Annotated in this window: 24 protein-coding genes and 1 pseudogene; 17 read left to right on the forward strand and 8 right to left on the reverse strand. The window is 64.6% G+C overall.

Annotation, left to right across the window (positions count from 1 at the left end; all coding sequences use genetic code 11):
* The first annotated feature begins 38 nt into the window (after positions 1–38).
* From AC4FWB_RS28520 to AC4FWB_RS28540, 5 genes are all read left to right on the forward strand, one after another.
* Positions 39–899, forward strand: coding sequence for a carbohydrate ABC transporter permease (locus tag AC4FWB_RS28520; RefSeq protein WP_292369453.1), 861 nt, complete (start codon positions 39–41; stop codon positions 897–899).
* Positions 900–912: 13 nt separating this feature from the next.
* Entirely contained in the window at positions 913–1,749 is an 837-nt protein-coding gene (locus tag AC4FWB_RS28525) for a carbohydrate ABC transporter permease (RefSeq protein ID WP_491029575.1), read from the forward strand.
* A 12-nt stretch (positions 1,750–1,761) separates the two neighbouring features.
* A complete protein-coding gene (locus tag AC4FWB_RS28530; RefSeq protein WP_491029576.1) occupies positions 1,762–2,847 on the forward strand; it encodes an ABC transporter ATP-binding protein in 1,086 nt (361 codons plus the stop codon).
* Positions 2,848–2,904: 57 nt separating this feature from the next.
* Positions 2,905–4,935 carry an aldo/keto reductase gene (locus AC4FWB_RS28535; protein WP_491029577.1) on the forward strand — a complete coding sequence of 677 codons (2,031 nt, stop codon included), beginning with the start codon at positions 2,905–2,907 and terminating at the stop codon, positions 4,933–4,935.
* 89 nt (positions 4,936–5,024) lie between these two features.
* Positions 5,025–5,840, forward strand: a complete 816-nt coding sequence (locus tag AC4FWB_RS28540) for a class I SAM-dependent methyltransferase (protein WP_491029578.1) — start codon at positions 5,025–5,027, stop codon at positions 5,838–5,840.
* A gap of 60 nt (positions 5,841–5,900) precedes the next feature.
* Here AC4FWB_RS28540 and AC4FWB_RS28545 read toward each other — a convergent pair whose 3' ends face one another.
* Positions 5,901–6,329 (reverse strand): Lrp/AsnC family transcriptional regulator, encoded by a 429-nt coding sequence (locus AC4FWB_RS28545; protein WP_491029579.1) that lies wholly within the window; start codon positions 6,327–6,329, stop codon positions 5,901–5,903.
* 122 nt (positions 6,330–6,451) lie between these two features.
* Here AC4FWB_RS28545 and AC4FWB_RS28550 point away from each other — a divergent pair, with 122 nt between their 5' ends.
* Entirely contained in the window at positions 6,452–7,555 is a 1,104-nt protein-coding gene (locus AC4FWB_RS28550; protein ID WP_491029580.1) for a saccharopine dehydrogenase family protein, read from the forward strand.
* Between the two features lie 102 nt (positions 7,556–7,657).
* On the opposite strand, the gene AC4FWB_RS28555 is transcribed toward AC4FWB_RS28550, so the two are convergent.
* Both AC4FWB_RS28555 and AC4FWB_RS28560 read right to left on the reverse strand, forming a co-directional pair.
* Positions 7,658–7,864, reverse strand: a complete 207-nt coding sequence (locus AC4FWB_RS28555; RefSeq protein ID WP_071101140.1) for a DUF1737 domain-containing protein — start codon at positions 7,862–7,864, stop codon at positions 7,658–7,660.
* A 214-nt stretch (positions 7,865–8,078) separates the two neighbouring features.
* Positions 8,079–8,960, reverse strand: coding sequence for an HpcH/HpaI aldolase/citrate lyase family protein (locus AC4FWB_RS28560; RefSeq protein WP_491029581.1), 882 nt, complete (start codon positions 8,958–8,960; stop codon positions 8,079–8,081).
* Positions 8,961–9,462: 502 nt separating this feature from the next.
* Between AC4FWB_RS28560 and AC4FWB_RS28565 the strand changes: the two genes are divergently transcribed.
* From AC4FWB_RS28565 to AC4FWB_RS28580, 4 genes are read left to right on the forward strand one after another with little or no spacing between them, the layout of a single operon-like run.
* Positions 9,463–10,998 carry a DUF4153 domain-containing protein gene (locus AC4FWB_RS28565; RefSeq protein ID WP_491029582.1) on the forward strand — a complete coding sequence of 512 codons (1,536 nt, stop codon included), beginning with the start codon at positions 9,463–9,465 and terminating at the stop codon, positions 10,996–10,998.
* Positions 10,999–11,001: 3 nt separating this feature from the next.
* Positions 11,002–11,697 carry a response regulator gene (locus AC4FWB_RS28570; RefSeq protein ID WP_491029583.1) on the forward strand — a complete coding sequence of 232 codons (696 nt, stop codon included), beginning with the start codon at positions 11,002–11,004 and terminating at the stop codon, positions 11,695–11,697.
* 59 nt (positions 11,698–11,756) lie between these two features.
* Positions 11,757–13,253, forward strand: a complete 1,497-nt coding sequence (locus AC4FWB_RS28575) for a sensor histidine kinase (RefSeq protein WP_491029597.1) — start codon at positions 11,757–11,759, stop codon at positions 13,251–13,253.
* Positions 13,254–13,278: 25 nt separating this feature from the next.
* Positions 13,279–14,445, forward strand: a complete 1,167-nt coding sequence (locus AC4FWB_RS28580; RefSeq protein WP_491029584.1) for an NAD(P)/FAD-dependent oxidoreductase — start codon at positions 13,279–13,281, stop codon at positions 14,443–14,445.
* Between the two features lie 161 nt (positions 14,446–14,606).
* On the opposite strand, the gene AC4FWB_RS28585 is transcribed toward AC4FWB_RS28580, so the two are convergent.
* From AC4FWB_RS28585 to AC4FWB_RS28595, 3 genes are read right to left on the reverse strand one after another with little or no spacing between them, the layout of a single operon-like run.
* Positions 14,607–15,098, reverse strand: a complete 492-nt coding sequence (locus AC4FWB_RS28585; RefSeq protein ID WP_491029585.1) for an SRPBCC family protein — start codon at positions 15,096–15,098, stop codon at positions 14,607–14,609.
* A gap of 39 nt (positions 15,099–15,137) precedes the next feature.
* Positions 15,138–15,587: an SRPBCC family protein gene (locus AC4FWB_RS28590; RefSeq protein ID WP_491029586.1), complete on the reverse strand. Its 450-nt coding sequence runs from the start codon at positions 15,585–15,587 to the stop codon at positions 15,138–15,140.
* Positions 15,584–15,898: an ArsR/SmtB family transcription factor gene (locus tag AC4FWB_RS28595; protein WP_491029587.1), complete on the reverse strand. Its 315-nt coding sequence runs from the start codon at positions 15,896–15,898 to the stop codon at positions 15,584–15,586. Before AC4FWB_RS28595 ends, AC4FWB_RS28590 begins: the two co-directional genes overlap by 4 nt.
* Before the next feature lie 170 nt (positions 15,899–16,068).
* On the opposite strand from AC4FWB_RS28595, the gene leuD reads away from it, so the two are divergent.
* The 6 genes from leuD to AC4FWB_RS28625 all read left to right on the forward strand — a co-directional run bounded on the left by leuD (position 16,069) and on the right by AC4FWB_RS28625 (position 20,858).
* Entirely contained in the window at positions 16,069–16,674 is a 606-nt protein-coding gene (leuD, locus tag AC4FWB_RS28600) for a 3-isopropylmalate dehydratase small subunit (RefSeq protein WP_491029588.1), read from the forward strand.
* 316 nt (positions 16,675–16,990) lie between these two features.
* Positions 16,991–17,929 (forward strand): Ivy family c-type lysozyme inhibitor, encoded by a 939-nt coding sequence (locus AC4FWB_RS28605; RefSeq protein WP_491029589.1) that lies wholly within the window; start codon positions 16,991–16,993, stop codon positions 17,927–17,929.
* Positions 17,930–18,206: 277 nt separating this feature from the next.
* Entirely contained in the window at positions 18,207–18,590 is a 384-nt protein-coding gene (locus AC4FWB_RS28610; RefSeq protein WP_491029590.1) for a RidA family protein, read from the forward strand.
* A 12-nt stretch (positions 18,591–18,602) separates the two neighbouring features.
* Positions 18,603–18,953, forward strand: a complete 351-nt coding sequence (locus AC4FWB_RS28615; RefSeq protein WP_491029591.1) for a VOC family protein — start codon at positions 18,603–18,605, stop codon at positions 18,951–18,953.
* Positions 18,954–19,251: 298 nt separating this feature from the next.
* Positions 19,252–20,355, forward strand: coding sequence for a 3-isopropylmalate dehydrogenase (gene leuB, locus AC4FWB_RS28620; RefSeq protein ID WP_491029592.1), 1,104 nt, complete (start codon positions 19,252–19,254; stop codon positions 20,353–20,355).
* A gap of 17 nt (positions 20,356–20,372) precedes the next feature.
* Positions 20,373–20,858, forward strand: coding sequence for a GNAT family N-acetyltransferase (locus AC4FWB_RS28625; RefSeq protein WP_491029593.1), 486 nt, complete (start codon positions 20,373–20,375; stop codon positions 20,856–20,858).
* On the opposite strand, the gene AC4FWB_RS28630 is transcribed toward AC4FWB_RS28625, so the two are convergent.
* Both AC4FWB_RS28630 and AC4FWB_RS28635 read right to left on the reverse strand, forming a co-directional pair.
* Complete coding sequence (locus AC4FWB_RS28630; protein ID WP_491029594.1) at positions 20,848–21,501, reverse strand: DUF805 domain-containing protein; 654 nt, start codon at positions 21,499–21,501, stop codon at positions 20,848–20,850. The genes AC4FWB_RS28625 and AC4FWB_RS28630 overlap by 11 nt on opposite strands.
* Before the next feature lie 73 nt (positions 21,502–21,574).
* On the reverse strand, positions 21,575–22,282 hold the full coding sequence (locus AC4FWB_RS28635; protein WP_491029595.1) for a DUF805 domain-containing protein: 708 nt from the start codon (positions 22,280–22,282) through the stop codon (positions 21,575–21,577).
* A gap of 365 nt (positions 22,283–22,647) precedes the next feature.
* Here AC4FWB_RS28635 and AC4FWB_RS28640 point away from each other — a divergent pair.
* Positions 22,648–22,765, forward strand: a pseudogene (locus AC4FWB_RS28640) (IS481 family transposase); the annotation flags it as partial.

A 22,765-nucleotide genomic window follows, 5' to 3' on the forward strand; every position in this document is an offset into this window, starting at 1 on the left:
TAGGCCAAAGCTGAGAACCGGAAGAAAGGAGGAAGACGATGCGCTATCGCAACGCCACAGCGTATCGCTTCCTCACGCCCTATCTGCTGATCTTCGCCATCTTCTGGATCTGGCCGATCATCAGCTCATTCCTGATCTCCTTCCAGGCGACCCGCACCGTGCCCTGGCGCTTCGCGCCAACCTTCAACTGGGGCCGCCTGATCGGCGACCCCGCCTTCTTCAACGCACTGAAGAACACGCTGCTGATCCTCGTCATCCAGGTGCCGGTGATGATCTCGCTGGCGATCGTGATGGCGGTGCTTTTGAATTCGCCGCTGCTGAAGGCGCGCGGCCTCTACCGCTTCGCCTTCTTCGCCCCGGTGGTGGTCGGCGAGGTGGCCTATTCGGCGGTGTTCCGGCTGATGTTCAGCCTCGACTTCGGCATTATCAACAAGCTCTTGAACAGCGTCGGCCTGCCGAAGATCGACTGGTTCTCCAACGTCACGCCGGCGATGGCGCTGATCATGATCGCGGTGACCTGGCGCTGGGCCGGCTACAACGCCATCATCATCCTGGCCGGCCTGCAGTCCATTCCGGAGGACGTCTACGAGGCGGCGACGCTCGACCGCGTCAGCAAGGTCAAGCAGTTCTTCCACATCACCCTGCCGCTGTTGAAGCCGGTCATCGTCTTCTGCGCCGTGCTGTCGATCATCGGTACCATGCAGCTCTTCACCGAGCCGTTCCTGATCACCGAGCGCGGCGGACCGGGCGGCGGCACAGAGACGCTTGGCCTCCTGCTTTATCGCCAGGGCTTCCGTTCGCTCAATTTCGGCTATGCCTCGGCCATCGCCTACACCATGGCGGGGCTGGCGATCGCCATCACTTTGGTGCAGCTCTGGCTGACAAGGGAACCGAAATGAGGGGGGAGCCGAAATGACCTCGCGCTCTCAACGTCGGCTCGGCCGCAGCATCCTGCTGCATCTGGTGCTTACGCCGCTGGCGCTGGTCTGGCTGTTTCCGCTGTGGATGATGGTGGTGTTCTCCACCATGCCCGACAACGGCATCTTCAGCCCCGGCATCGAGCTTTTGCCGCATGACGGCTTCCTCGACAATTTCAACAATCTGCAGCGCGACACCAATTTCGTCGGCGCCATCGGCATCTCCGTTTCGGTCGCGGTGACCTACACGTTTCTCTCGGTGCTGCTCACCTCGATGGCCGGCTGGGCGCTGGCGCGCTACGAATTCCTCGGCAAGGGCGTGGTCGTGGCGATCATCCTCGGCACCATCACGCTTCCCTATGCGGTGGTGCTGATCCCGCAATTCATCATGGTGGCGCGCGACTTCGCTTTAGCCAACACCTGGGTCGCGCTGATCGTGCCGCCGCTGTTCAATTCGCTCGGCGTGCTCTTCATGCGCCAGGCTTTTTCGATGATGCCGGCCGAGCTTTTCGACGCCGCGCGGGTCGAAGGCGTCAAGGAATGGCGCATCTTCCTGTTCGTCGCGCTGCCGCTGGCGCGGCCGATGCTGGCGGCGTTGGCCATCATCCTCTTCCTCGCCTCGTGGAACAATTATCTCTGGCCGCTGCTGATCAACAGCCAGCCCGGCGCGATGACGGCGCCGGTGGCGCTCGGCACGCTGATCGGCCTGACCAAGGTGTCCTGGGGCGGCATCATGGCAGGTGCCGTGATGCTGACCGTGCCGATGCTCATCGTCTTCGTGCTCTTGCAGCGCCATTTCATCGCCGGCATCGCCGCCGGCGCGGTCAAGTAGGATAGGAGCGAGATGGCCGCCGTTACGCTCACCAATGTCGTCAAGCGCTTCGGCACGCTCGAGGTCGTCCATGGCGCCAATATCGACATCGCCGACGGCGAGTTCGTCGTTTTCGTCGGCCCGTCTGGTTGCGGCAAGTCAACGCTTCTGCGCATGGTCGCCGGCCTGGAGGACATCAGCGGCGGCGAGATCGCCATCGGCGGCAAGGTGGTGAACGACGTCGAGGCGGCCGACCGCGGCATCGCCATGGTGTTCCAGTCCTACGCACTCTATCCGCACATGACGGTGGAACAGAACCTCTCCTTCGGGCTGCGGATGAACGGCAACCCGAAGACCGACACCGAACGGCGCGTGAAACGCGCCGCCGAGATCCTGTGCATCGACGAATTGATGCAGCGGCGGCCGAAGCAATTGTCCGGCGGCCAGCGCCAGCGCGTCGCCATCGGCCGCGCCATCGTGCGCGAGCCGCAGGTGTTTTTGTTCGACGAGCCGCTGAGCAACCTCGACGCGGAGCTGAGAGTCCAGATGCGGGTCGAGATCGCGCGCCTGCATAAGGAGCTCGGCGTCACCATGGTCTATGTGACGCACGACCAGACCGAAGCGATGACGCTGGCCGACCGCATCGTCGTGCTCAAGGCAGGCAATGTCGAGCAGATCGGCGCGCCGCTCGACCTTTATGACGACCCGGCCAACCGTTTTGTCGCCGGCTTCATCGGCTCGCCGAAGATGAATTTTATCAGCGCGAAAATCGTCGAGATATCCAACAGCGCCGCGACCGTCGAGCTGGTCAATCATGGCGGCGCCAAGTTGCGCAAGCCGCTCTGCGAGGCTTTCCCCGCGATAGGCGCCGAGGTCGTGCTCGGCGTCAGGCCGGAGCATTTCTTCGAGGCCGGCGAGGGCGACTGCGATATTCCGGTCAAGGCCGACGTCGCCGAGCATCTCGGCTCCGTCAGCTATGTCTACGCCGATGCCGGGCCCGAAGAGCTGATCATCGAGCGCGAAGCCGCGCGGCAGCGCGCCAGCAGCGATCATTTCACGGTCTCGATCAAGGCGGAACGCTCGCTGCTCTTCGACAAGACAGGCGCGAGGATCCGCTGATCCCAGTTTTCTTTGCCGGCATGCCAGGCGTGGCGGCGATCGCATGGAGAATTCGACATGACATCTAAGCAGAAAATTCGCTGGGGCATTCTTGGACCCGGCAGCATCGCCAAATCCTTTGCCGGCGGCCTGGCGCAGTCGCGCACCGGCACGCTCGTCGCGCTCGGCGCCCGCAATCCCGGCAAGCCGGGCCTGGCGCAAGCCTTTCCGGGCGCGCGCATCCTCGACGGTTATGACGCGCTGCTTGCCGACAGGGAGGTCGACGCCGTCTACATCTCGATACCGCATCCCGGCCATGCCGAATGGACGATCAAGGCCGCCGAGGCCGGCAAGCATGTGCTGTGCGAAAAGCCGCTGGCGCTGACCGCCTTCGAGGCCGATGCGATGATGCATGCGGCGCGCAAGGCCGGCACTTTTCTCGGCGAAGCCTTCATGTACCGGCTGCACCCGCAGACGCTGCAGCTCGTCGAGCTGATCAAGTCGGGCGTCATCGGCGAGGTGCGCATGATCAAGTCTAGCTTCGGCTTCGCCATGCCGGGCTTCATGCCCGAGCACCGGCTCTATGCCAACGAGCTTGCCGGCGGCGGCATTCTCGATGTCGGCGGCTATCCGGTATCGATGGCGCGACTGATCGCCGGCGCAGCGGCGGGCCAGCCCTTCCTCGAGCCGGACAGAGTGGTGGGCGCCGCCCATCTCGGCCAGTCCGGCGTCGACGAATGGGCGTCTGCCTTGCTCCACTTCCCCGGCGGCATCGTCGCCGAGGTTTCCTGCAGCATTTCGCTCAACCAGGACAATGTGCTGCGCATCTTCGGCACCAAGGGTCATATCGAGGTGCCTGACTTCTGGTTCGCCGGTGGCAACCGCGATGTCGGACCGGGGCGGATCGAGGTGATCCGGTCCGGCGGCGAGCGCGAGGTGATCAGCGTCAACGAGACCCGCCACCTCTATTCCTTCGAGGTCGATGCCGCCGGCGAGGCGATCCTGGCCGGTCGCCAGGAATTCGCCTGGCCGGGCATGGGCTGGGCCGACAGCCTCGGCACGCTGCGGGTGCTCGACAGATGGCGTGCCGCCGTCGGGCTCGAATATGAGATCGAAAAGCCGGCCAAGCGCATCAACACCATCTCCGGCCGGCCGTTGCGCACCGATGGCACAGCCATCGGCAAGCGCGCCATTCCGGGCTTGCCGCGGCAGGCCTCGCGGCTGGCGCTCGGCTTCGAGGATTTCCGCACCTTCTCCTCGGGCTCGATCCTGCTCGACGCTTTCTTCGAAGCCGGCGGCAATCTGTTCGACACCGGCTTTGTCTATGGCGCCGGCTACACCGAAGCGCTGCTCGGCCAGTGGCTCAGGAATCGCGGCGTGCGCGAGCAATCGGTCATCATCGCCAAGGGCGCGCATTCGCCGCTCTGCTATCCCGATGTGATCGGCAAGCAGCTCGCCCAGTCGCTCGACCGGCTGCAGACCGACCATGTCGACATCTATTTCATGCATCGCGACAATCCGGACGTACCGGTCGGCGAGTTCGTCGACGCCATGGACCGGGAGGCCAAGGCCGGCCGCATTCGCGGCCTGTTCGGCGGCTCCAACTGGACGATGGCGCGCATGGACGAAGCGATCGCCTATGCCGAACGCACCGGCAAGCAGAAGCCCGGCGCGCTCTCCAACAATTTCTCGCTGGCCGAAATGCTGGAGCCGATTTGGGCAGGCTGCATCACCTCTTCCACCGACGATTGGAAAGCCTGGCTGGCGGCGCGGCAGATGCCGAATTTCGCCTGGTCGAGCCAGGGCCGCGGCTTCTTCACCGACCGCGCCGGACGCGACCGGACGGACAATGAAGAGCTGGTCAGGGTCTGGTATTCGGAGAAGAATTTCGGCCGCCGCGACCGGGCGATCGAACTTGCCAACCGGCTGGGCAAGAGCCCGATCCATGTCGCGCTCGCCTATGTGCTGGCGCAGCCCTTCCCGTCGGTGCCGCTGATCGGCCCGCGCACCCTGGACGAGCTGGAGGACAGCTTGAAGGCGCTGGATATCGCGCTGTCGGCTGAGGATTTGGAGTGGCTGGACAACAGGCCGGAGCGGCGGAGAGCGTAGCCGGGCCCCCTCGGGGCCCACCCTATCGACAAGTGTGAACAACGCGGGTCAGCGCATCATGATATCCTGCCGCCGAAAGGGAGGATATCATGAGCAGCGACAGCGACTCCGCGCGTTTCACCGGCTCCATCCCCGAACACTATGATCGGATCCTGGGACCAGTCATCTTCGCCGGCTATGCCGAGGACATCGCGCGGCGGGTGTCGGCTTTCGCTCCGGCGCGGGTGCTGGAGACAGCGGCGGGAACCGGTATCGTCACCCGCCGGCTGCGCGATGCCTTGCCTGCCGGCGCGGCGCTGATTGCGACCGATCTGAACCCGCCCATGCTCGAGGTCGCGCGCCAGAAATTCAGGCCTGGCGAGCAGATCGAATTTCAGCCCGCCGATGCCATGCAGCTGCCCTTCGAGGATGCCAGCTTCGATGCCGTCGTCTGTCAGTTCGGCGTGATGTTTTACCCGGACAAGGGCAAGTCCTACCGCGAGGTCCATCGCGTTCTGGCGCCCGGAGGCCGCTATCTTTTCAACGTCTGGGATTCGCCTCGCCATAATCCCTACGCCCGGATCGCGGACAAGGTTGTGGAGCGTTTCTTTCCCGTCGATCCGCCGCAGTTCTACAAGGTGCCGTTCTCCTTTCACCAGATCGATCCGGTGAAGGAGGGCATCATCGATGCAGGCTTTGCCGATATCGACGTTTCCGTGATCAGGCAGGAAAGGGAGATACCGGACATCGAGCAGTTCGCCCGCGGCGCCGTCCATGGCAATCCGTTGGCCGATCAGGTCCGGGCGCGCGGCGGCGAACCCGAGCAGGTGGTCCAGGCCGTCGCGGAGGAGCTTTGCCGGGAATTCGGCAGCAATCCCGGACGCATGCCACTGCAAGCGATCGTCTATTCGGCCGCCAAGCGATAGAAGGGCAGCAGAGAGACGGCAACAGTTCCCGTTTGCATGAAAACAGTTGAGCCGTTCTGTTCAGCGATCAATCCGCGTCGACAGGATGATCGACGACGAGGTCCGCTCGACCCCGTCCATCGCCCCGATCTGATCAAGCAATGCATCCAGATCCCTGATCGACGGCGCGTCGACGATGACGATCATGTCGAAATTGCCGCTCACCGAATGCAGCGTCCGGACCGGCGGCAGTGCCTCGAGGCTGCGCACCACCTTGTCGGCGAGTTTCGGCGTAACGGTAAGCAGCACATGCGCCTTGACCAGCCCCTGCTCATAGTCGGGTGACAGCCGCACACCATAGCCGGCGATTATGCCGCGCTGCTCCAAGCGTTCGATCCGGCTCTGCACCGTCGTGCGCGACACGCCGAGCTGCCTGGCCAGCTCCGCGGTCGAGGCGCGCGCGTTGGCGCGCAGCAAGGAAAGCAAGGCCTGTTCGGCTTGAGTGATCATTTCGACGAAACCTTTCGGCATATCGTTCAGAATATGGTTTCGCTTCGTACAGTTCCACGCTTCCTTTCGACAGGCAAGCTGCGATGATTCCGACCAACTCGAATTTGGCAGGGGTATTGATCATGAAAAACATCGTTGTCGTCGGCGCCGGCAAGATCGGCTCGACCATCGCCGAAATGCTTAGCGCCACGGGCGACTATCGCGTCACCCTCGTCGACCGCTCGGCCGCGCAGCTCGCCGCGGCCGAATTGCCGGCCCGCGTCGAGACGCAGGAGCTGGACATCGCCGCGCCCGGCGCGCTGGAGAAAACCCTTGCCGGCAAGTTCGCGGTGTTGAGCGCCGCGCCCTTCCATCTCACCACGCGCATCGCCGAGGCCGCGGCCGCCACCGGCGTGCATTATCTCGACCTTACCGAGGATGTCGTCTCGACCCGCCGGGTGAAGGAGCTGGCGCGCGAGGCCAAGAGCGCCTTCATTCCGCAATGCGGCCTGGCGCCGGGCTTCATCTCGATCGTCGCCAATGATCTCGCCAGCCGTTTCGACACGCTGGAGAGCGTGCGCATGCGCGTCGGCGCGCTGCCGCAATATCCGTCCAACGCGCTGAACTACAACCTGACCTGGAGCACCGACGGCGTCATCAACGAATATTGCGAACCCTGCGAGGCGATCGTCGAGGGCGAGCTGATCGAAGTGCCGCCGCTGGAGGAGCGCGAGGAGTTCTCGCTGGACGGCGTCACCTACGAGGCGTTCAACACTTCCGGCGGGCTCGGCACCTTGGCCGAGACGCTGAAAGGCAAGGTGCGCACGCTGAATTACCGAACCATCCGCTATCCCGGCCACGCCGCGATCATGAAGGCGCTGCTCAACGATCTGGGACTGCGCCACCGCCGCGACGTGCTGAAGGACATCTTTGAAAGCGCGCTGCCGGCGACGCTGCAGGACGTGGTCATCGTCTTCGTCACCGTTTCGGGGCGCAAGAACGGCCGCCTGCTGCAGGAGACCTACGCCAACAAGATTTACTCGCACCGCGTCGGATCTGTCGTGCGCAGCGCCATCCAGATCACCACAGCCTCCGGCATCTGCGCCGTGCTCGACATGCTGGCCGACGGCAGCCTGCCGGCGAAGGGCTTTGTCCGCCAGGAAGACATCGCGCTCGACGCCTTCCTCGCCAACCGTTTCGGCCGCGCCTACGCGCAGCACGAGATGGCAAGCCGGCTGGCGAGCTGAGATCAGAGGCGAGAAGCGCCTTCAGTGCGACGCGCATGCTGAAGCGCTTGAGGGCCGGCGCGGATTGGGCCGGAACGGCCGGCGGTCCGCGCCAGTTCTTTCCTACCAATCGCTGAGCTTGGTGTCGGGTCCGTATTCCTGGCCCTCGATATCCTTCACCACGGCCTGGCCGCAGCGCATCGACTTGGTCGTCTTGTCATAGGCATAGGTCGGCGAGCCGAACAGGTGCCAGCCCTTGTTCAGGGCCGCCGTCACCTTGTGGCAGAAGGTGGCGTCGTCCGGACCGGACAGAAAGCGGTAAAGTTTCATTTTTTCGACCTTGTCGTGACCAATGTCTGTCTATGCATGTCGTTTTCCCAAAACCGCTGCACACTTTTGGGCGACATGCAATAGAGCGGTTCACCGCTTCACGGAAACGCCGAACCGCTCTATCCCTTTGTTTTGACGCAATTCCGGACGGAAGGCTACGGCGAAGTCGCCGAGCCCGACCGCTGCGCACTTTTCCTGGAATTGCTCTGGCGCATCATGCGCCGATGATTGCGGCCTTCGCCAGAAGTTTCTCGGCTTCCGCCAGATGCAGCCGCTCGACCATGCGGCCGTCCAGCGCAATGACGCTCTTGCCGGCATTTTCGGGTCGCGCGAACGCCTCCCGGATCGCCCGCGCTTGGGCCAGCGCCTCCGGCGACGGCGCAAAGGCGCGGTTCGCCGGCGCGATCTGGTTGGGGTGGATCAGCGACTTGCCGTCAAAGCCCATGGCGGCCGCCTCGGCGCATTCGCGGGCGAAGCCGTCGATGTCGCGGAAATCATTGGCGACACCGTCGATCACGTCGAGGCCGCCGGCGCGGGCGGCAAGCACCAGCTGCAGCAGCCATGGCATGAGATAGCGCCGGTCAGGGGTAGCCAGGATTCCCGTTGCCTTCACCAGATCGTTCGTTCCGGCAACGAAACAAGCGAGCCTGGAAGCCGGATCGCGGCCAAGCTCGGCGATGGCGCCGATGTTGAGCAGGGCCTTGGGCGTCTCGATCATCGCCCATAGCTTCACCGTGTCCGGCGCGAAATTGTCGTCGAGCAGGTCGCCGGCCTCGAGAATGTCGCGTGGCGTACCGATCTTGGGGAGAAGAATGCCGTCAGGCTCGGCCTTGGCGACGGCCAACAGGTCGTCGATACCCCATTCGCTGGCGAGCGGATTGATGCGCACCACCATCTCGCAGCGCTGTTCGGGGCGCGCAGCCAGGACATCCACTACCCTGTCGCGCGCGGAAACCTTGTCGGCGGGCGCGACGCCATCCTCGAGGTCGATGACGACGGCGTCGCAGGCGAGCGAGGCGATCTTGGCGAGCGCCCGCTCGTTGGAGGCGGGCATGTAAAGCACCGAGCGGCGCGGGCGGTAGGTGTCGACGGTCATGAGCGATCTATGCCGGTTGGAGGTGAGTGAGGCAAGGCGGCGGTGATCGTCGGAGCGGGGTGCTGCGCGTAATCTCCCCCCTTGAGGGGGAGATGTCGCCGAAGGCGACAGAGGGGGTCGCCGCGCGTGGAGCGCCAGCGTCTTCCGCGACGCCAGACGGCGCTGGAGATCTACGCGAGACGACCCCCTCTGACCGCTTCGCGGCCATCTCCCCCTCAAGGGGGGAGAAGACGCCGGCGCCAGCCTCAAGCATTTGCCGCTGCACGAAATCTGCAAATCAATGCGGAAAACCTCCTCCAATCCGCCCCGAGCTTTTCGCGCCCGCCGGCGAGACAGGCGGCATGAGAACACATCACGAATCCCGCTGGTCCCTGCCCCCGCGCCTCCGCAACGACGGCTGGTGGCTCGTCGAGCCGCATAGGCCGCGCCCCACGGCGAGCATCCTGCCCTTTATCCCGAGATCGCGGCATGCCGTACAGGCTGGCTTGAGGAGGGTCCGGGCATGACAGCGATATCGGTTACACCGAGTTATTGCCGCCGCGTCGGCGCCGGCATCCTGCTGGTGGTGCTGGCGGATTTCCTTTTCTACGGCCAGCCGGCCGGCATCTCGGTGTTCATATACGGCATGGTGCTTGCCGGCGCGGTCGTCGCCATGCATCCCGCCGCCCTGAGCGACAGTCGCGTCTGGCTCCGGCCTCTCGCCCTTTTCGCCGGGCTTCTGCCGCTCATCGAAAATGTCAGCCCGCTGTCGGTCCTGGTCGCGGTCGTGGCGCTGGCGATGTTCGCACTCTCGCTGGCCGGCCGGCTGCGTGCGGGCCTTGCCCGCATCGCCGGCCAGCTTTGCCTGTTCCTGCTCGCCGCACCCTTCCGGTTTGCGCGCGACTTCTTGCGCTGGCGCAAGGTGGCGCGCCGGCTCGGGCGGCGGCGCATCCGGCTGGCGGCGATCGCCGTCTGGGCCATGCCGCTGACCCTCGGCGCCGTCTTTCTCGCCCTGTTCGGCGCCGCCAATCCGATCATCGAGCACTGGCTGTCGCTGATCGACCTCTACGCGCTGCTCGAACGCATCGAGGTGGGGCGGCTGATCTTCTGGCTGGTCGTGCTGGCCGGCGTCTGGGCTTTCTTGCGGCCGCGCCTGCCGCGCTTCGTATCGCGCATCAGGCAGGCCATGCCCGCGGCGGCGGTAGCCCGATCGACAAGCACCACGGCCGAGGACGTCATCTTCGGCAAGGCGGCGATCCTGCGCGCGCTGATCGTCTTCAATGCGCTCTTCGCCGTGCAGACCGCGCTCGACGCCACCTATCTCTGGGGCGGCGCAGCACTCCCGGATGGATTGACCTATGCCGCCTATGCGCATCGCGGCGCCTATCCGCTGGTCGTCACCGCGCTGCTCGCCGCCGGCTTTGTGCTGGCGGCGCTACGGCCTGGCAGCGAAACGTCAAGCGATCCGCTGATGCGCCGTCTCGTCTATCTCTGGGTGGCGCAGAACATCGTGCTGGTGATCTCCTCGATGCTGCGGCTCGACCTCTATATCGGCGTCTATGCACTCACCTATCTGCGCATCGCCGCCTTTATCTGGATGGGACTGGTGGCGGCGGGGCTGGCCTTCATCATCGCCCGCATCGCGCTCACAAAATCCGGCGAATGGTTGCTTTCCGCCAATCTTCTGACTTTATCGGCGACGCTTTATGCCTGCTCATACATCAACTTCGCCGCGCTGATCGCCAACTACAATGTCGACCATTCCCTCGAAATGACCGGCCAAGGCGTTCCTCTCGACATCTGGTATGTGCGTTCGCTTGGCGCGAGCGCATTTCCTGCCCTCGACCGCTTCATTGATCATCAAGGCCCGACGACTGCCGCAGATCCAGCCTTTCGCCAACTTTTGGGGGTACGCCCTGTCGACGAAGGTCTCTATCGCGCTGTCCTGGATCACTGGCGCGCGTGGAGCTTTCGCGACTGGCGCCTTTTGCGCTATCTCGACAAGCGCGGCGCGCTTGCCAATCCTGCCGTCACCCAACCTTACGCGCCGGGTTATTGATCGATGCCGCATAACATCCTCGTCGCCGACGACGACCCGCATATCCGCGAGATCATCTGCTTCGCGCTGGAAAAAGCCGGCATGAAGGCGCTTGGCGTGGCCGACGGCGCCGCCGCCCTGCAGGCGGTCGAGCGCCGCGCGCCCGACCTCATCGTTCTCGACATCGGCATGCCGGAGATGGACGGGCTGGAGGTCTGCCGGCGGCTTCGGCAGCGGTCCGACGTACCGGTGCTGTTCCTGTCGGCGCGGGATGAAGAAATCGACCGCATCCTCGGGCTGGAGATGGGCGGCGACGACTATGTGACGAAACCGTTCAGCCCGCGCGAGCTGGTCGCCCGCGTCAACGTCATCCTGCGGCGCGCCCGTCCGGTCACGGTGGAGGAGGCGGACGACCGGCAGTTCGCGCATGGCAAGCTCACGCTTGTCCCGGCCAGCCACGCCGTCAGCTTCGACGGCAAGCCGCTCATCTTGACGGCGATCGAGTTCGCGATCCTCAAAGGCTTTCTCGCTCGGCCGCAGCACGTGCTTGGCCGCGACGCGGTGAAGGCCAATGCCTATCAATCGAACATCCATGTCTCAGAACGCACCGTCGACAGCCATATCCGCAACATCCGCGCCAAGCTGGCGGCGGTCGGCTGCCTGGATGCGATCGCGACCGTGCATGGCGTCGGCTTCCGGCTCGGCCGATGCGGTGGTTGAGCAAGGAAAGATGGCGGCCGCGGCTTGCCACCGTCGTCGTCGCGATCCTGATCGTGGTGATGGCGCTGCCGCTGGTCGGGCTGTTCTTCTTCCGGCTCTATGAGAACCAGCTGATCCGCCAGACCGAAGGCGAGCTCATCGCGCAGGGCGCGGTCGTCGCCGCCATCTATGCCGATGCGGTGCGCGCCGCCGGCATCTCACCCGACAAGCTCGGCGCTCAAGTGCCCGCGGCGCGCGACAACACCAACTATCCCTATGAGCCGATCGAGCCGCGCCTCGACCTCGCCTCCGACGATGTCATGCCGACGCGCCCGGCTGGTCTTCCCGCGACCGCCGATCCGGCTCTCGCCGCGATCGGCGCCAAGCTCGACGGCATCCTCGACGAGACACAGAAGACGACGCTCGCCGGCTTTCGCCTGCTCGACCCGCATGGCGTGGTCATTGCCGGCGGCGACGAGCTGGGCTTGTCGCTCGGCCAGGTCGAGGAGGTGCGGCAGGCGCTTGCCGGCTCTTATGCAAGCGAGCTGAGGCTCCGGATCCCCGACCAGCCGCCGCCGCCGCTCTATTCGGTGAGCCGCGGCACCAAGGTGCGCGTCTTCGTCGCCATGCCGGCCGAAGTCGCGGGCCGAGTCGCCGGGGTGGTGTACCTGTCGCGAACGCCGAACAACATCGTCAAGCATCTCTATGGCGAACGCGGCAAGGTCACGCTCGCGGCGATCGCCATGCTCGGCGGCACGCTGCTGATCGCGCTGGTGTTCCTCCGCACCGTCAGCCGGCCGATCTATGCGCTGATCGAGCGGACAAAGCGCATCGCCGCCGGCGACCGCGAGGCGATGCGGCCGCTCGACCATCACGGCACGCGCGAGATGGCGGCATTGTCGGCCGCTTTCCTCGACATGGCCGCCAAATTGCAGGCGCGTTCCGACAGCATCCAGACCTTCGCCACCCATGTCTCGCACGAGCTGAAATCGCCGCTGACGGCGATCCAGGGCGCGGCGGAATTGCTCAGGGATTCCGGCGGGTCGATGGACGAGGCCGAGCGGCGGCGTTTTTCCAACAACATCGTCACCGATGCGGGACGGCTCAATCTCCTGGTGCGCCGGCTACTCGAGCTGGCGCGCGCCGAAAACCTGGCGCCGAGCGGCGAAAGCACGACGCTCAACGCGGCGCTGGCGCTGCTGCCGGTCGACACCAGGCTGGAGGTGCGCATCGAGGCCGGCGGCGATACCGGCCTCGGCATCTCCGGCGAGAATCTCGCAATCGTGCTCGCCAACCTCATCGACAATTCGGCCAGGCACGGCGCGAAGCGGGTCTCGATCGGCGCCGCAAGCGCAGGCGAAAGAGTGGCCATCCATGTCGGCGACGACGGCGACGGCATTTCGGCCAGCAACCGGACAAAAGTGTTCGAGCCCTTCTTCACCACAAGGCGCGAGGCCGGCGGCACCGGCATGGGGCTCGGCATCGTGCTGGCCCTCCTGATAGCGCATGATGGCACGATCAGCCTAGTTGACTCCGCACGCGGCACGCGCTTCGAGATCAATTTGCCGGTCGCATGACGCGGTCCGGCGAATTGGAGAAAAAATGCGCTACGACATCGTCATCATCGGCGGGGCAATCGTCGGTTCCTCGGTCGCCTACTACCTGCGCGAAGAGGGCTTTACCGGCTCGATCGCGCTGATCGAGCGCGATCCGCAATTTTCCCACTCGGCGACGACGCTGTCCCTGGCCTCGATCCGCCAGCAATTTTCCATCCCCGAAAACATCCGCCTGTCGCAATTCACGCTGAAACTGTTCCGGCGGCTGAAGGAAACGTTTGGCGCCGATGCCGATATCGGCTTTCGCGAGGGCGGCTATCTGATCCTTGCCGGCGAGGCCGGGCTGCCGATCCTCAAGGCCAATCACGAGGCGCAGATCGCCGAAGGCGCCGATATCATCCTCGAGGATGCCGACCAGCTCACGCGCCGCTTCCCCTGGCTGTCGGCCGAGGGCATTTCGGCCGGCGCCTATGGCCGGACCGGCGAAGGCTGGTTCGACGCGCATGCGCTGCTGATGCTGTTCCGCAAGGCGCTGCGCGACAGGAACATCGATTTCATCACCGCTTCGGTCACTGGCATTGCGCGCGAGGGCAGCCGCGTCACCGGCGTGAGCCTAGACAATGGCGACACGCTTGACGCCGGCATCATCGTCAACGCCGCCGGCCCGAACGCCGGCAAGGTCGCGGCTTTTGCAGGGCTCGCGCTGCCGGTCGAGCCGCGCAAGCGCAACGTCTTCGTCTTCGAGGCGCGCGAGAAATATGCCGACATGCCGCTGCTGGTCGATCCCTCCGGCATCTATGTGCGGCCGGAAGGCTCGGTCTACCTCACCGGTGGCGCCGAACCGGAGGAAGGCGACCATGCACCCGATCCCAGGGATTTCGACGTCGAGTGGCTGCTGTTCGAAGAGGTGATCTGGCCAGCGCTCGCCACCCGCATCCCGGCCTTCGAGGCGATCAAGCCGACGCGCGCCTGGGTCGGGCACTACGACTACAACACGCTCGACCAGAACGCGGTGATCGGGCCGCATCCGGAGGTCGGGAACTTCCTCTTCGCCAACGGTTTTTCCGGCCATGGCCTGCAGCAGGCGCCGGCGGTCGGCAAGGCGCTGGCCGAGCTGATCGTGCATGGCGGGTACCGGACGATCGACTGTACGGCGTTCGGGTATTCGCGGGTGGCGGAGGGGCGGGCGTTCAGGGAATTGAATGTTATCTAGCGCTGCTCCCCCTTCTCCCCTTGTGGGAGAAGGTGTCGCCGAAGGCGACGGATGAGGGGTGCTCCAGGGAAAGCCAGCGTCTCACTCCGCTGGAACACCCCTCATCCGTCTCGGCGCTGCGCGCCGATCCACCTTCTCCCACAGGGGGAGAAGGGAAGGCGCTACGCCGCCTGCCTTCCCGCGCCAAAATATCCCTGCAGCCACCCAAGCACGCGCGCCCAGCCGTCGGCATGTTCGGCGGCGGCGTCCGCGAAGCCGGCGAAGCCGCCGTGACAGATGGTGAGCCGCGTGCCGGCGGCGATCGGCTCCAGGAGATAGGCGACCGTCGTTTCGTGACGGCCGAGCGTCGGATGGTCCCAGTCGTAGCGCCGGGTCTGCACAATGCGGCGCGGCGTCTCGATTTCGAGAAACGCTCCGCTGGCAGGCAGGCGCCTGCCGTCTGCCGTTTTTACGGTGACGCTCCACCATCCGCCGACGCGGAGATCGGCGGTCCAGCCGCTCATCCGGTAGGTGGCGGCGGAGCCCCACCAGCGCTCGACCTCATCCGTGACGAGCGCGGCAAAGACCGGCTCCGGAGAGGCAAGGATCTCGGCCGAGGCCATGACCGTCTCGCCGTTCGCCATTGCCCGCGGCCAGTTGTGCGGCAGCATCATTTCAGTCTCCCGAATGCTGTTTCGGTTTCGAAACGAGGCTCAACCCTTCGTTGGCGGGCGCTCGAAACCCTTGCCGGTCTCGAGCAGGCTCTTGAGGCTCGCCAGCACCAGCGGCCAGCCCTTGCCGACATTCTCGATCAGCCTGTGCGGGCCGTCGGCCTCGTGGATGACGGCAAGCTTCATCAGCTCGCCGTCCTGCTCGATGGTGAAGGTGCAGCGCGTGTAGCCGTCCTCCTTCACCTCGGGCATCCATTCGTTGCGCCATTTGATGACCAGGCGCCTTGGCGGGTCGATCTCGAGGATCTCGCCCGAGTCGGCGACGCGGCCGTCCGGGAAGATCAGCTTCCAGCTCGACCCGACTTTCCAGTCGCTCTCCTGGTGGGAGCAAAGAAAGAACTGCCGGTTGAACTCCGGGTCGGTCAGCGCCGTCCAAAGCTTTTCGGGCGTGGTGCGGATGTAGGTGACGTAGACGAAACTGTTGTTGCTCACGGCTCTTCCCTTTCCAATCGCTTCTTCAGGTCGCTAAGGGCTGCCAATCGCCCCCGCTCGAACTTGCCGATCCAGCGCTCGGCGATCTCGTTGATCGGAACGGGGTTGAGGTAGTGCTCTTTCTCACGCCCGTTGCGAACGGTGGTGACGAGGTTCGCCTCCTCCAGGATCGCCAGGTGCTTGGTCACCGCCTGGCGCGTCATGTCCATCCGTTCGCAGAGCGCGCTCAGCGTCTGCCCGTTCCTGGCATAAAGGCTGTCCAGCAATTGCCGGCGGGTCGGGTCCGCCAAAGCGCGAAAGACGGCATCCATGCTCATCGCTTTAATATGCAACCATTTGGTTGCATGTCAAGCGGTACGACGTGGGATCTTCCGTTGCCCGATGGTCGAAGGCCATGCGGGAACAGCCGCCTTTCATTTGCCTTCGGCTTTGTGTAAACCGTGCCCCAGCAATCCCCGCAGAACCGAGACGGGCAAGGACCATGGACAAATTCACCAAGCTCACCGGCGTCGCCGCGCCCATGCCGATCGTCAATGTCGACACCGACATGATCATTCCGAAGGATTACCTGAAGACGATCAAGCGCACCGGGCTTGGCACCGGCCTGTTCGCCGAGATGCGCTATAAGGACGACGGCTCGGAGAATCCGGATTTCGTGCTCAACAAGCCGGCCTATCGCAAGGCGCAGATCCTGGTCGCCGGCGACAATTTCGGCTGCGGCTCGAGCCGCGAGCATGCGCCGTGGGCGTTGCTCGACTTCGGCATCCGCTGCGTGATCTCGACTTCGTTCGCCGACATTTTCTACAACAACTGCTTCAAGAACGGCATCCTGCCGATCACGGTCAGCCCGGAAGACCTGGACAAGCTGATGGACGACGCCTCGCGCGGCTCGAACGCGACGCTGTCGATCGACCTCGAAGCCAAGGAAGTCCGCGGCCCGGACGGCGGCGTGGTCAAGTTCGACCTCGACGACTTCAAGCGCCATTGCCTGCTCAACGGCCTCGACGACATCGGGTTGACCATGGAGAAGGCCGGCGCCATCGCGTCCTTCGAGAAGAAGAATGCCGAGCAGCGCCCCTGGGCCTGAGGGACTGTTTGGAAATTCTACTCCGGCTGCCATCTGATGGCGGTTTCTGCGCTACTGCAGCGCCGCGCGTCCTCTTGGACGCGCAAAGGACGCTGCAGCAAATTTTACTTGGCGCATGATCCTTTCCGAAAATCGATTTCGATTTTCGGGGTCATGCGCAGGCTCACGAACCAAATGTCCGCTGCGCTACGGTTCTCGAGACCGCCACCATATGACTCGCCAGAGCGAATTTCGAAACAGTCTCTGAGCGGTACGGCTTCAAATCGATAGGCCCGGCCATTGCCGGCTGGGCTCGCGGCTGAATGGAGGGAAAGTCATGACACGCTCGCTTCTGGCCGGCGCTTGCGCTTCAGTGGCAATCCTTTTGGCTGTGGCCGGCGCAAGCGCGCAGTCGCAAACGCCCGCCACCCAGCAGGCGCCTGCAACTTCCGACCAGGGAGCGACCGATCAGGGATCGGGCAGCGATGACGCGGCCGCATCGGACGAGGACAGCCAAGCGCCGATTCCGTTCGAGGGCGGCCAGCTCACCATCACGCAGCCTGAACAGGACGGCGAGAAGGTGCTGGCCTATGACGGAAAAGAGCTCGCCAGCAACTACGACGTCTACTTCGACAGGATCGTCAAGATCGGCGACGTCAACGTGGCGCTGGTCGATGTCGGCGACGGCGGCAACCAGTGCGGACCGGCCAAGGTCATTGTGTGGAAGCCGAAGGACGGGGAGATCCAGACCACCACGGTCGAGCAGGACGAGTGCGGCGCGCCGCCGGCCGCGGTTTCCGACGAGGCCATCTATTTCGTGCCCTATCTGCTGCCTGGCGACTCCAAGCCGGCGCTGCAATGGTCGCCGACCACGGGGCTGACGACCTCGGGCGAGCTCACCTACGCGCCGGAACCCGGCACCGACTGGAAGGATGTCGATCCGTCGAAATACGACAACATCATCGACGCCTTCCACAACGAAGCCGTCTACAAGGCGGCCGAGGCGCTGCTCGGCAAGGACATGCCCGACGTGGCGACCAGCCTGCTGGTCGGCGGCGGCACGGAAAAGACGGCCTCCGGCGCCTTCTACGCCAGCGGCTGCGTCCCGCACGACTGCGGCGGCAACGACGGCTTCATGGCGGTCGATCCGGTCAAGCACAAGGTCTATTTCGCCCGCCGCGGTGACAATCCCGAGCCGGATGCCTGGCCGCCGGTGAAGGACTGGCCGGAGGATATCAAGAAGGCGCTGGACGAGGCGCAGGGATCGGGGAACTAGCCCGAGCGTCCTGCCTTGCCAGGCCGCGATCCTTCGCGCCTCCTTCTGTCCTGCCAGACATCTCCCCCACTTGGGGGGAGATTGGCTGTTTCGGCGCTTCGCTCATTCTGCAACGCTGGTGATTGGCGAAAGCCGGCGCGACGTCCTGATCTTCCCCCTTGTGGGGGAGATGCCCAGCAGGGCAGAGGGGGGCGCTGTCCCGCCAGCATTGCGCTGTCTGGCTCACGACGGGATCGTGGATGCATTTCAGAATGGCTGAAACAACCGCGAGGCCCCCATGCGCAAGCTCATCTCCACAGGTTCCCCTTTCGAGAAAACCGCAGGCTATTCGCGCGCGGTGGTGCAGGGCGGCTGGTGTTTCGTGTCGGGAACGACCGGCTACGACTATGCCACCATGACGATGCCGGAGACGGTCGAGGCGCAGACGCGCAACTGCCTCGCAACCATCGCCAAGGCGCTGGCCGACGGCGGCTTCGACATGGCCGACGTGGTGCGGGCGCACTACTATATTACCGACCAGGCTTATGTTGACGTTGTCTTCCCGATCCTCGGCGAGGCGTTTGGCGACATCCGCCCGGCGGCGACGATGATCGTCTGCCAGCTCAACAAGCCGGAGATGAAGATCGAGATCGAGGTCACCGCGCTCAAGCGCACGGCGTGAGGAGCTGAAGCCATGGCGGTCCGGCGCATCGTAGCCAATATCGCGACACGGGATATCGCGGCGGCGAAGCGCTTCTATCAGGACGTGCTCGGCCTCGACGTGATCATGGATCTAGGCTGGATCGCCACTTACGGCTCGCAAGAGACAATGACCGTCCAGATCAGCTTTATGGCGCAAGGCGGTTCCGGCACGCCGGTGCCGGACCTCTCGATGGAGGTCGACGATGTCGACAAGGCGCTTGCCGCCATGAAGAGCGCCGGCTTCGCCATCGAATACGGCCCTGCGGACGAACCCTGGGGCGTGCGGCGCTTCTATGTGCGCGACCCGTTCGGGCGATTGGTGAATATTCTGTCGCATCGGTAGGTGGGCTACGGGTTTGTTGCGAGACGCCGGCGGGACAGCGCCCCCCTCTGCCCTGCCGGGCATCTCCCCCACTTGGGGGGAGATTGGCTGTTTCGACGCCTCGCGCATTCCTGCAAGGTTCGAGATTGGCGAAAGCCGGCGTGAAGTCGGATCTCCCCCAAGTGGGGGAGATGGCCGGCAGGCCAGAGGGGGGCGCGAAGGATCGCGGCGGTTGGTGTTTCGCAGCAGTCGTCCACTTGCGCCGCAAGCGCTTGGCGTTTAGCAAGGCGCCGGTTCAATTCTTTCCGGACGGTTCTCCATGGCTTCGAAAAATCTCCTCCTGCTCGCCGGCGACGGCATCGGCCCCGAGGCCATGGCCGAGGTGAAGAAGCTGATCGGCGCCATGAACGCGAAGCTCGGCAGCGGTTTTGCCACCGACGAGGGGCTGGTCGGCGGATGCGCCTATGACGCGCATGGCGCGGCGATCTCCGACGCCGACATGGAAAAAGCGATGGCGGCGGATGCGGTGCTGTTCGGCGCCGTCGGCGGGCCGAAGTGGGACAAGGTGCCTTACGAGGTGCGCCCCGAGGCCGGCCTGCTGCGCCTGCGCAAGGACATGGAGCTGTTCGCCAACCTCCGCCCTGCGATCTGCTATCCGGCGCTCGCGGCATCCTCCTCGCTCAAGCAGGACGTGGTCGAAGGCCTCGACATCCTGATCGTGCGCGAGCTTACCGGCGGCGTCTATTTCGGCGAGCCGAAGCAGATCATCGACCTCGGCAACGGCCAGAAGCGCGGCATCGACACCCAGGTCTACGACACGTTCGAGATCGAGCGCATCTCGGGCGTCGCCTTCGAGCTCGCGCGGACTCGCCGCAACCATGTGACTTCCATGGAAAAGCGCAACGTCATGAAGTCGGGCGTGCTGTGGAACGAGGTGGTCAGCCAGACGCACAAGGCCCGCTACAGCGATGTCAAGCTCGACCATATGCTGGCCGATGCCGGCGGCATGCAACTGGTCCGCTGGCCAAAGCAGTTCGACGTCATCGTCACCGACAATCTGTTCGGCGACATGCTGTCAGACGTGGCGGCGATGCTGACCGGCTCGCTCGGCATGCTGCCGTCGGCTTCGCTCGGCGCGCCCGATCCCAAGACCAAGAAGCGCAAGGCGCTCTACGAGCCGGTGCACGGCTCGGCGCCAGACATCGCCGGCAAGGGCATCGCCAACCCGATCGCGATGATAGCCTCCTTCGCCATGTGCCTGCGCTATTCCTTCGGCATGGTGGCCGAAGCCGACAAGCTGGAAGCGGCCGTCGCCGCCGTGCTCGACGACGGCCTGCGCACCAAGGACATCATGTCCGACGGCATGACGGAGGTCGGTACGGTCGAGATGGGCGATGCCATCATCGCCAAATTCCTCGCCTGATCCCCATGGCCGTTGGGGTGGCGGTCGACGTCCGCTGGGCGACGACCAAAGACGCCGAGGCGCTCGCCACCGTGCTTTGCGAGATGGCGGCGCACTACCGGCAGGCGCCGCTCGATCATCGCCGGGCGACGGCGACGGCAAGGCAGTGGCTCGGTGACGAGAGCCCGGCCTATCCGCACTTCGCGCTGGCCTTCGCGAACGGCGCGGTCGCCGGCCTTGCATCGGTGGCGATCGCGCATCCCGGCATCGATCTCGAACGGCTGATGTTTTTGAAGGACCTGTTCGTACGTGACAGCGCCCGCAATCAAGGCGCGGGCCGAGCGCTGATCGGCTTTCTCGCCGGCCATTGCCTCGACAAGGGCATCGGCCGCATCGATCTGACGACTGAAGATTGGAACGAGGGCGCGCTGCGCTTCTACGACCGGCTCGGCGCCGAGCGCCACGGCCAGAAGGTCTTCCTCAGGCTGTCCGACGACGCGCTGAAGACGGTCGCTAAGTCCTGACGCCGGCCGGCATCGGCCCCCACCGATTCTCTCCGAATTGCGAGGGAAGAAGCCCGAAGACGAGAATGGCCAGGGCCCCCAAAGCCGGAGTGTAGCAAAGCAACACAAGCCAGCCGGTCAGTCCGATGTCGTGCAGACGCCGCACGACGACCGCGATCGACGGCAGGATCGCTGCCAGCACGAAGAGCAGGGCAGGAATGTACCCGATCGAGGTCCTCGGACCGTCATCGAAACCGCTTATCGCCAGGTTGAGCAGAATGCCGAAACCGAACAGCGCGGCGAGCATGACGTAAAACCAGAGATGGAACGCCCAAAACTCCTTGCGGCAGGCCCGGCCGGTGAAATTGCGGTAGTCGTCGCCCAGCGCTCGCAAGAAATAGGCCCACAGTCCCACGGCGGAACGGTGCTCGGTGGCCCGGCCGCCCGCAGGCTGCGGACTCCCGCTTGGCGGCGCTGCGGCTGATTTCGTGGCCACGATATCGTGCGCCGTCCCGTCGTCCGGCGTGAACTCGACCAGCGCGCCTCTGGCAAGGGTCACGTCCTGGGTCAGGTCGACACGGCTGAAAATGTAGCGCTTGCCGTCAACGCCGTTGATGTAGCCGTAGTCGTGATCCTGGTCGTAATGAAACACTGTACCGCGCATGCCTTCCCCCCTTTGCGTAGTGTTCCGTGACGCTACTAAAGGTTGTGGAAAATTGCAATATACACGGTTTCCGCTAAACCCTGACGCCGGCCGGTACCGGTCCCCACTTGTTGTCGCCGGCCTGGGTCGGGATCAGCGCGAAGACAAGGGTAGCGAGCCCGCCGACATAGGGCAGGAAGCAAAGGATGGCGAGCCAGCCGGTCAGGCCGAGATCGTGCAGGCGGCGCACGATGAGCGCGATCCAAGGCAGGATCGTGAGCAGGACGTAAAGACCGAAAAGGCCGAGCATGACGATCGGCTCGTCGCCGCCGCCCTCGACATCGCCGCGCGAAAGGTCCACGGACAGCCCGACACCGATGGCGACAACGAGGCCGATCGTCCAGAACAGGCAAAAGCCCCAGAACTCCTTGCGCCGGGCGCGGCCGGAGAAGTTGACGTAGTTCGTCGTCAGGCCACGCCAGAAATAGCTCCACAAACCGGTGGATTCCGTTGTCCCGTTCTCGGCGTTGCGGCCGAAATGCGCCGGCGCCGCAGGCGCGCTGCCGGGCAGCGGTGGGGCTGCGGCCGGCGAGCCGCCACTTGGCGGAGAGGTCATGCGGGCGCGGATCGAAAAGATGCCGCTTGCCCGATCGCCGTTCGGCTGGAACTCGACCTCGTCGCCTCTCGCCAGCGCCATCTCGCGGCGCAGGTCCTCGCGCGCGAATGTGTAGCGTTTGCCGTCGGCGCCGGTGATGAAGCCGAAGCCTTGCTGCTCGTCATAGTGAAGAACTTCGCCGCGCATTGCCCTGTCCCCCATTGCCGCGCATGCCCAGACTGTTCAAAGTTTCGGCGGACCGCAAGAGGCATGCGGGAAATGGAGAGCAATCGGTTCAGATCTGAGCACTTGATCTTTACCCATCCGACGTGGGCGCCGCCCCTCACCTGCCTGCCGGCATCCTCTCCCCGTATAGGGACGGGGAGAGGGACGCTCTCATCAAGGATTTCGCCAATCTCTAACGTTGCAGAAATAGCACCAATGCTGCGGCCAGCCCCTTCTCCCCGTCCCTATATGGGGAGAAGTGCCCGGTGTCCGAACCGGATAGATAGGTAACGGAATGGACCGATTGGATGGGTGACAGTTTTCTCGTTAGCCGGGAGGGACCGGCGATGGTTTGGCGAGAGACTGGCATCATGGATGAGCGGCTTCGTTTTGTGGTGGAATGCCTTTCTGGCGAGGAGACGATGACGCAGCTTTGCGCGGCCTTCGAGATCTCGCGCAAGACCG

This window comes from Mesorhizobium sp. LEGMi-168a (assembly GCF_058312955.1).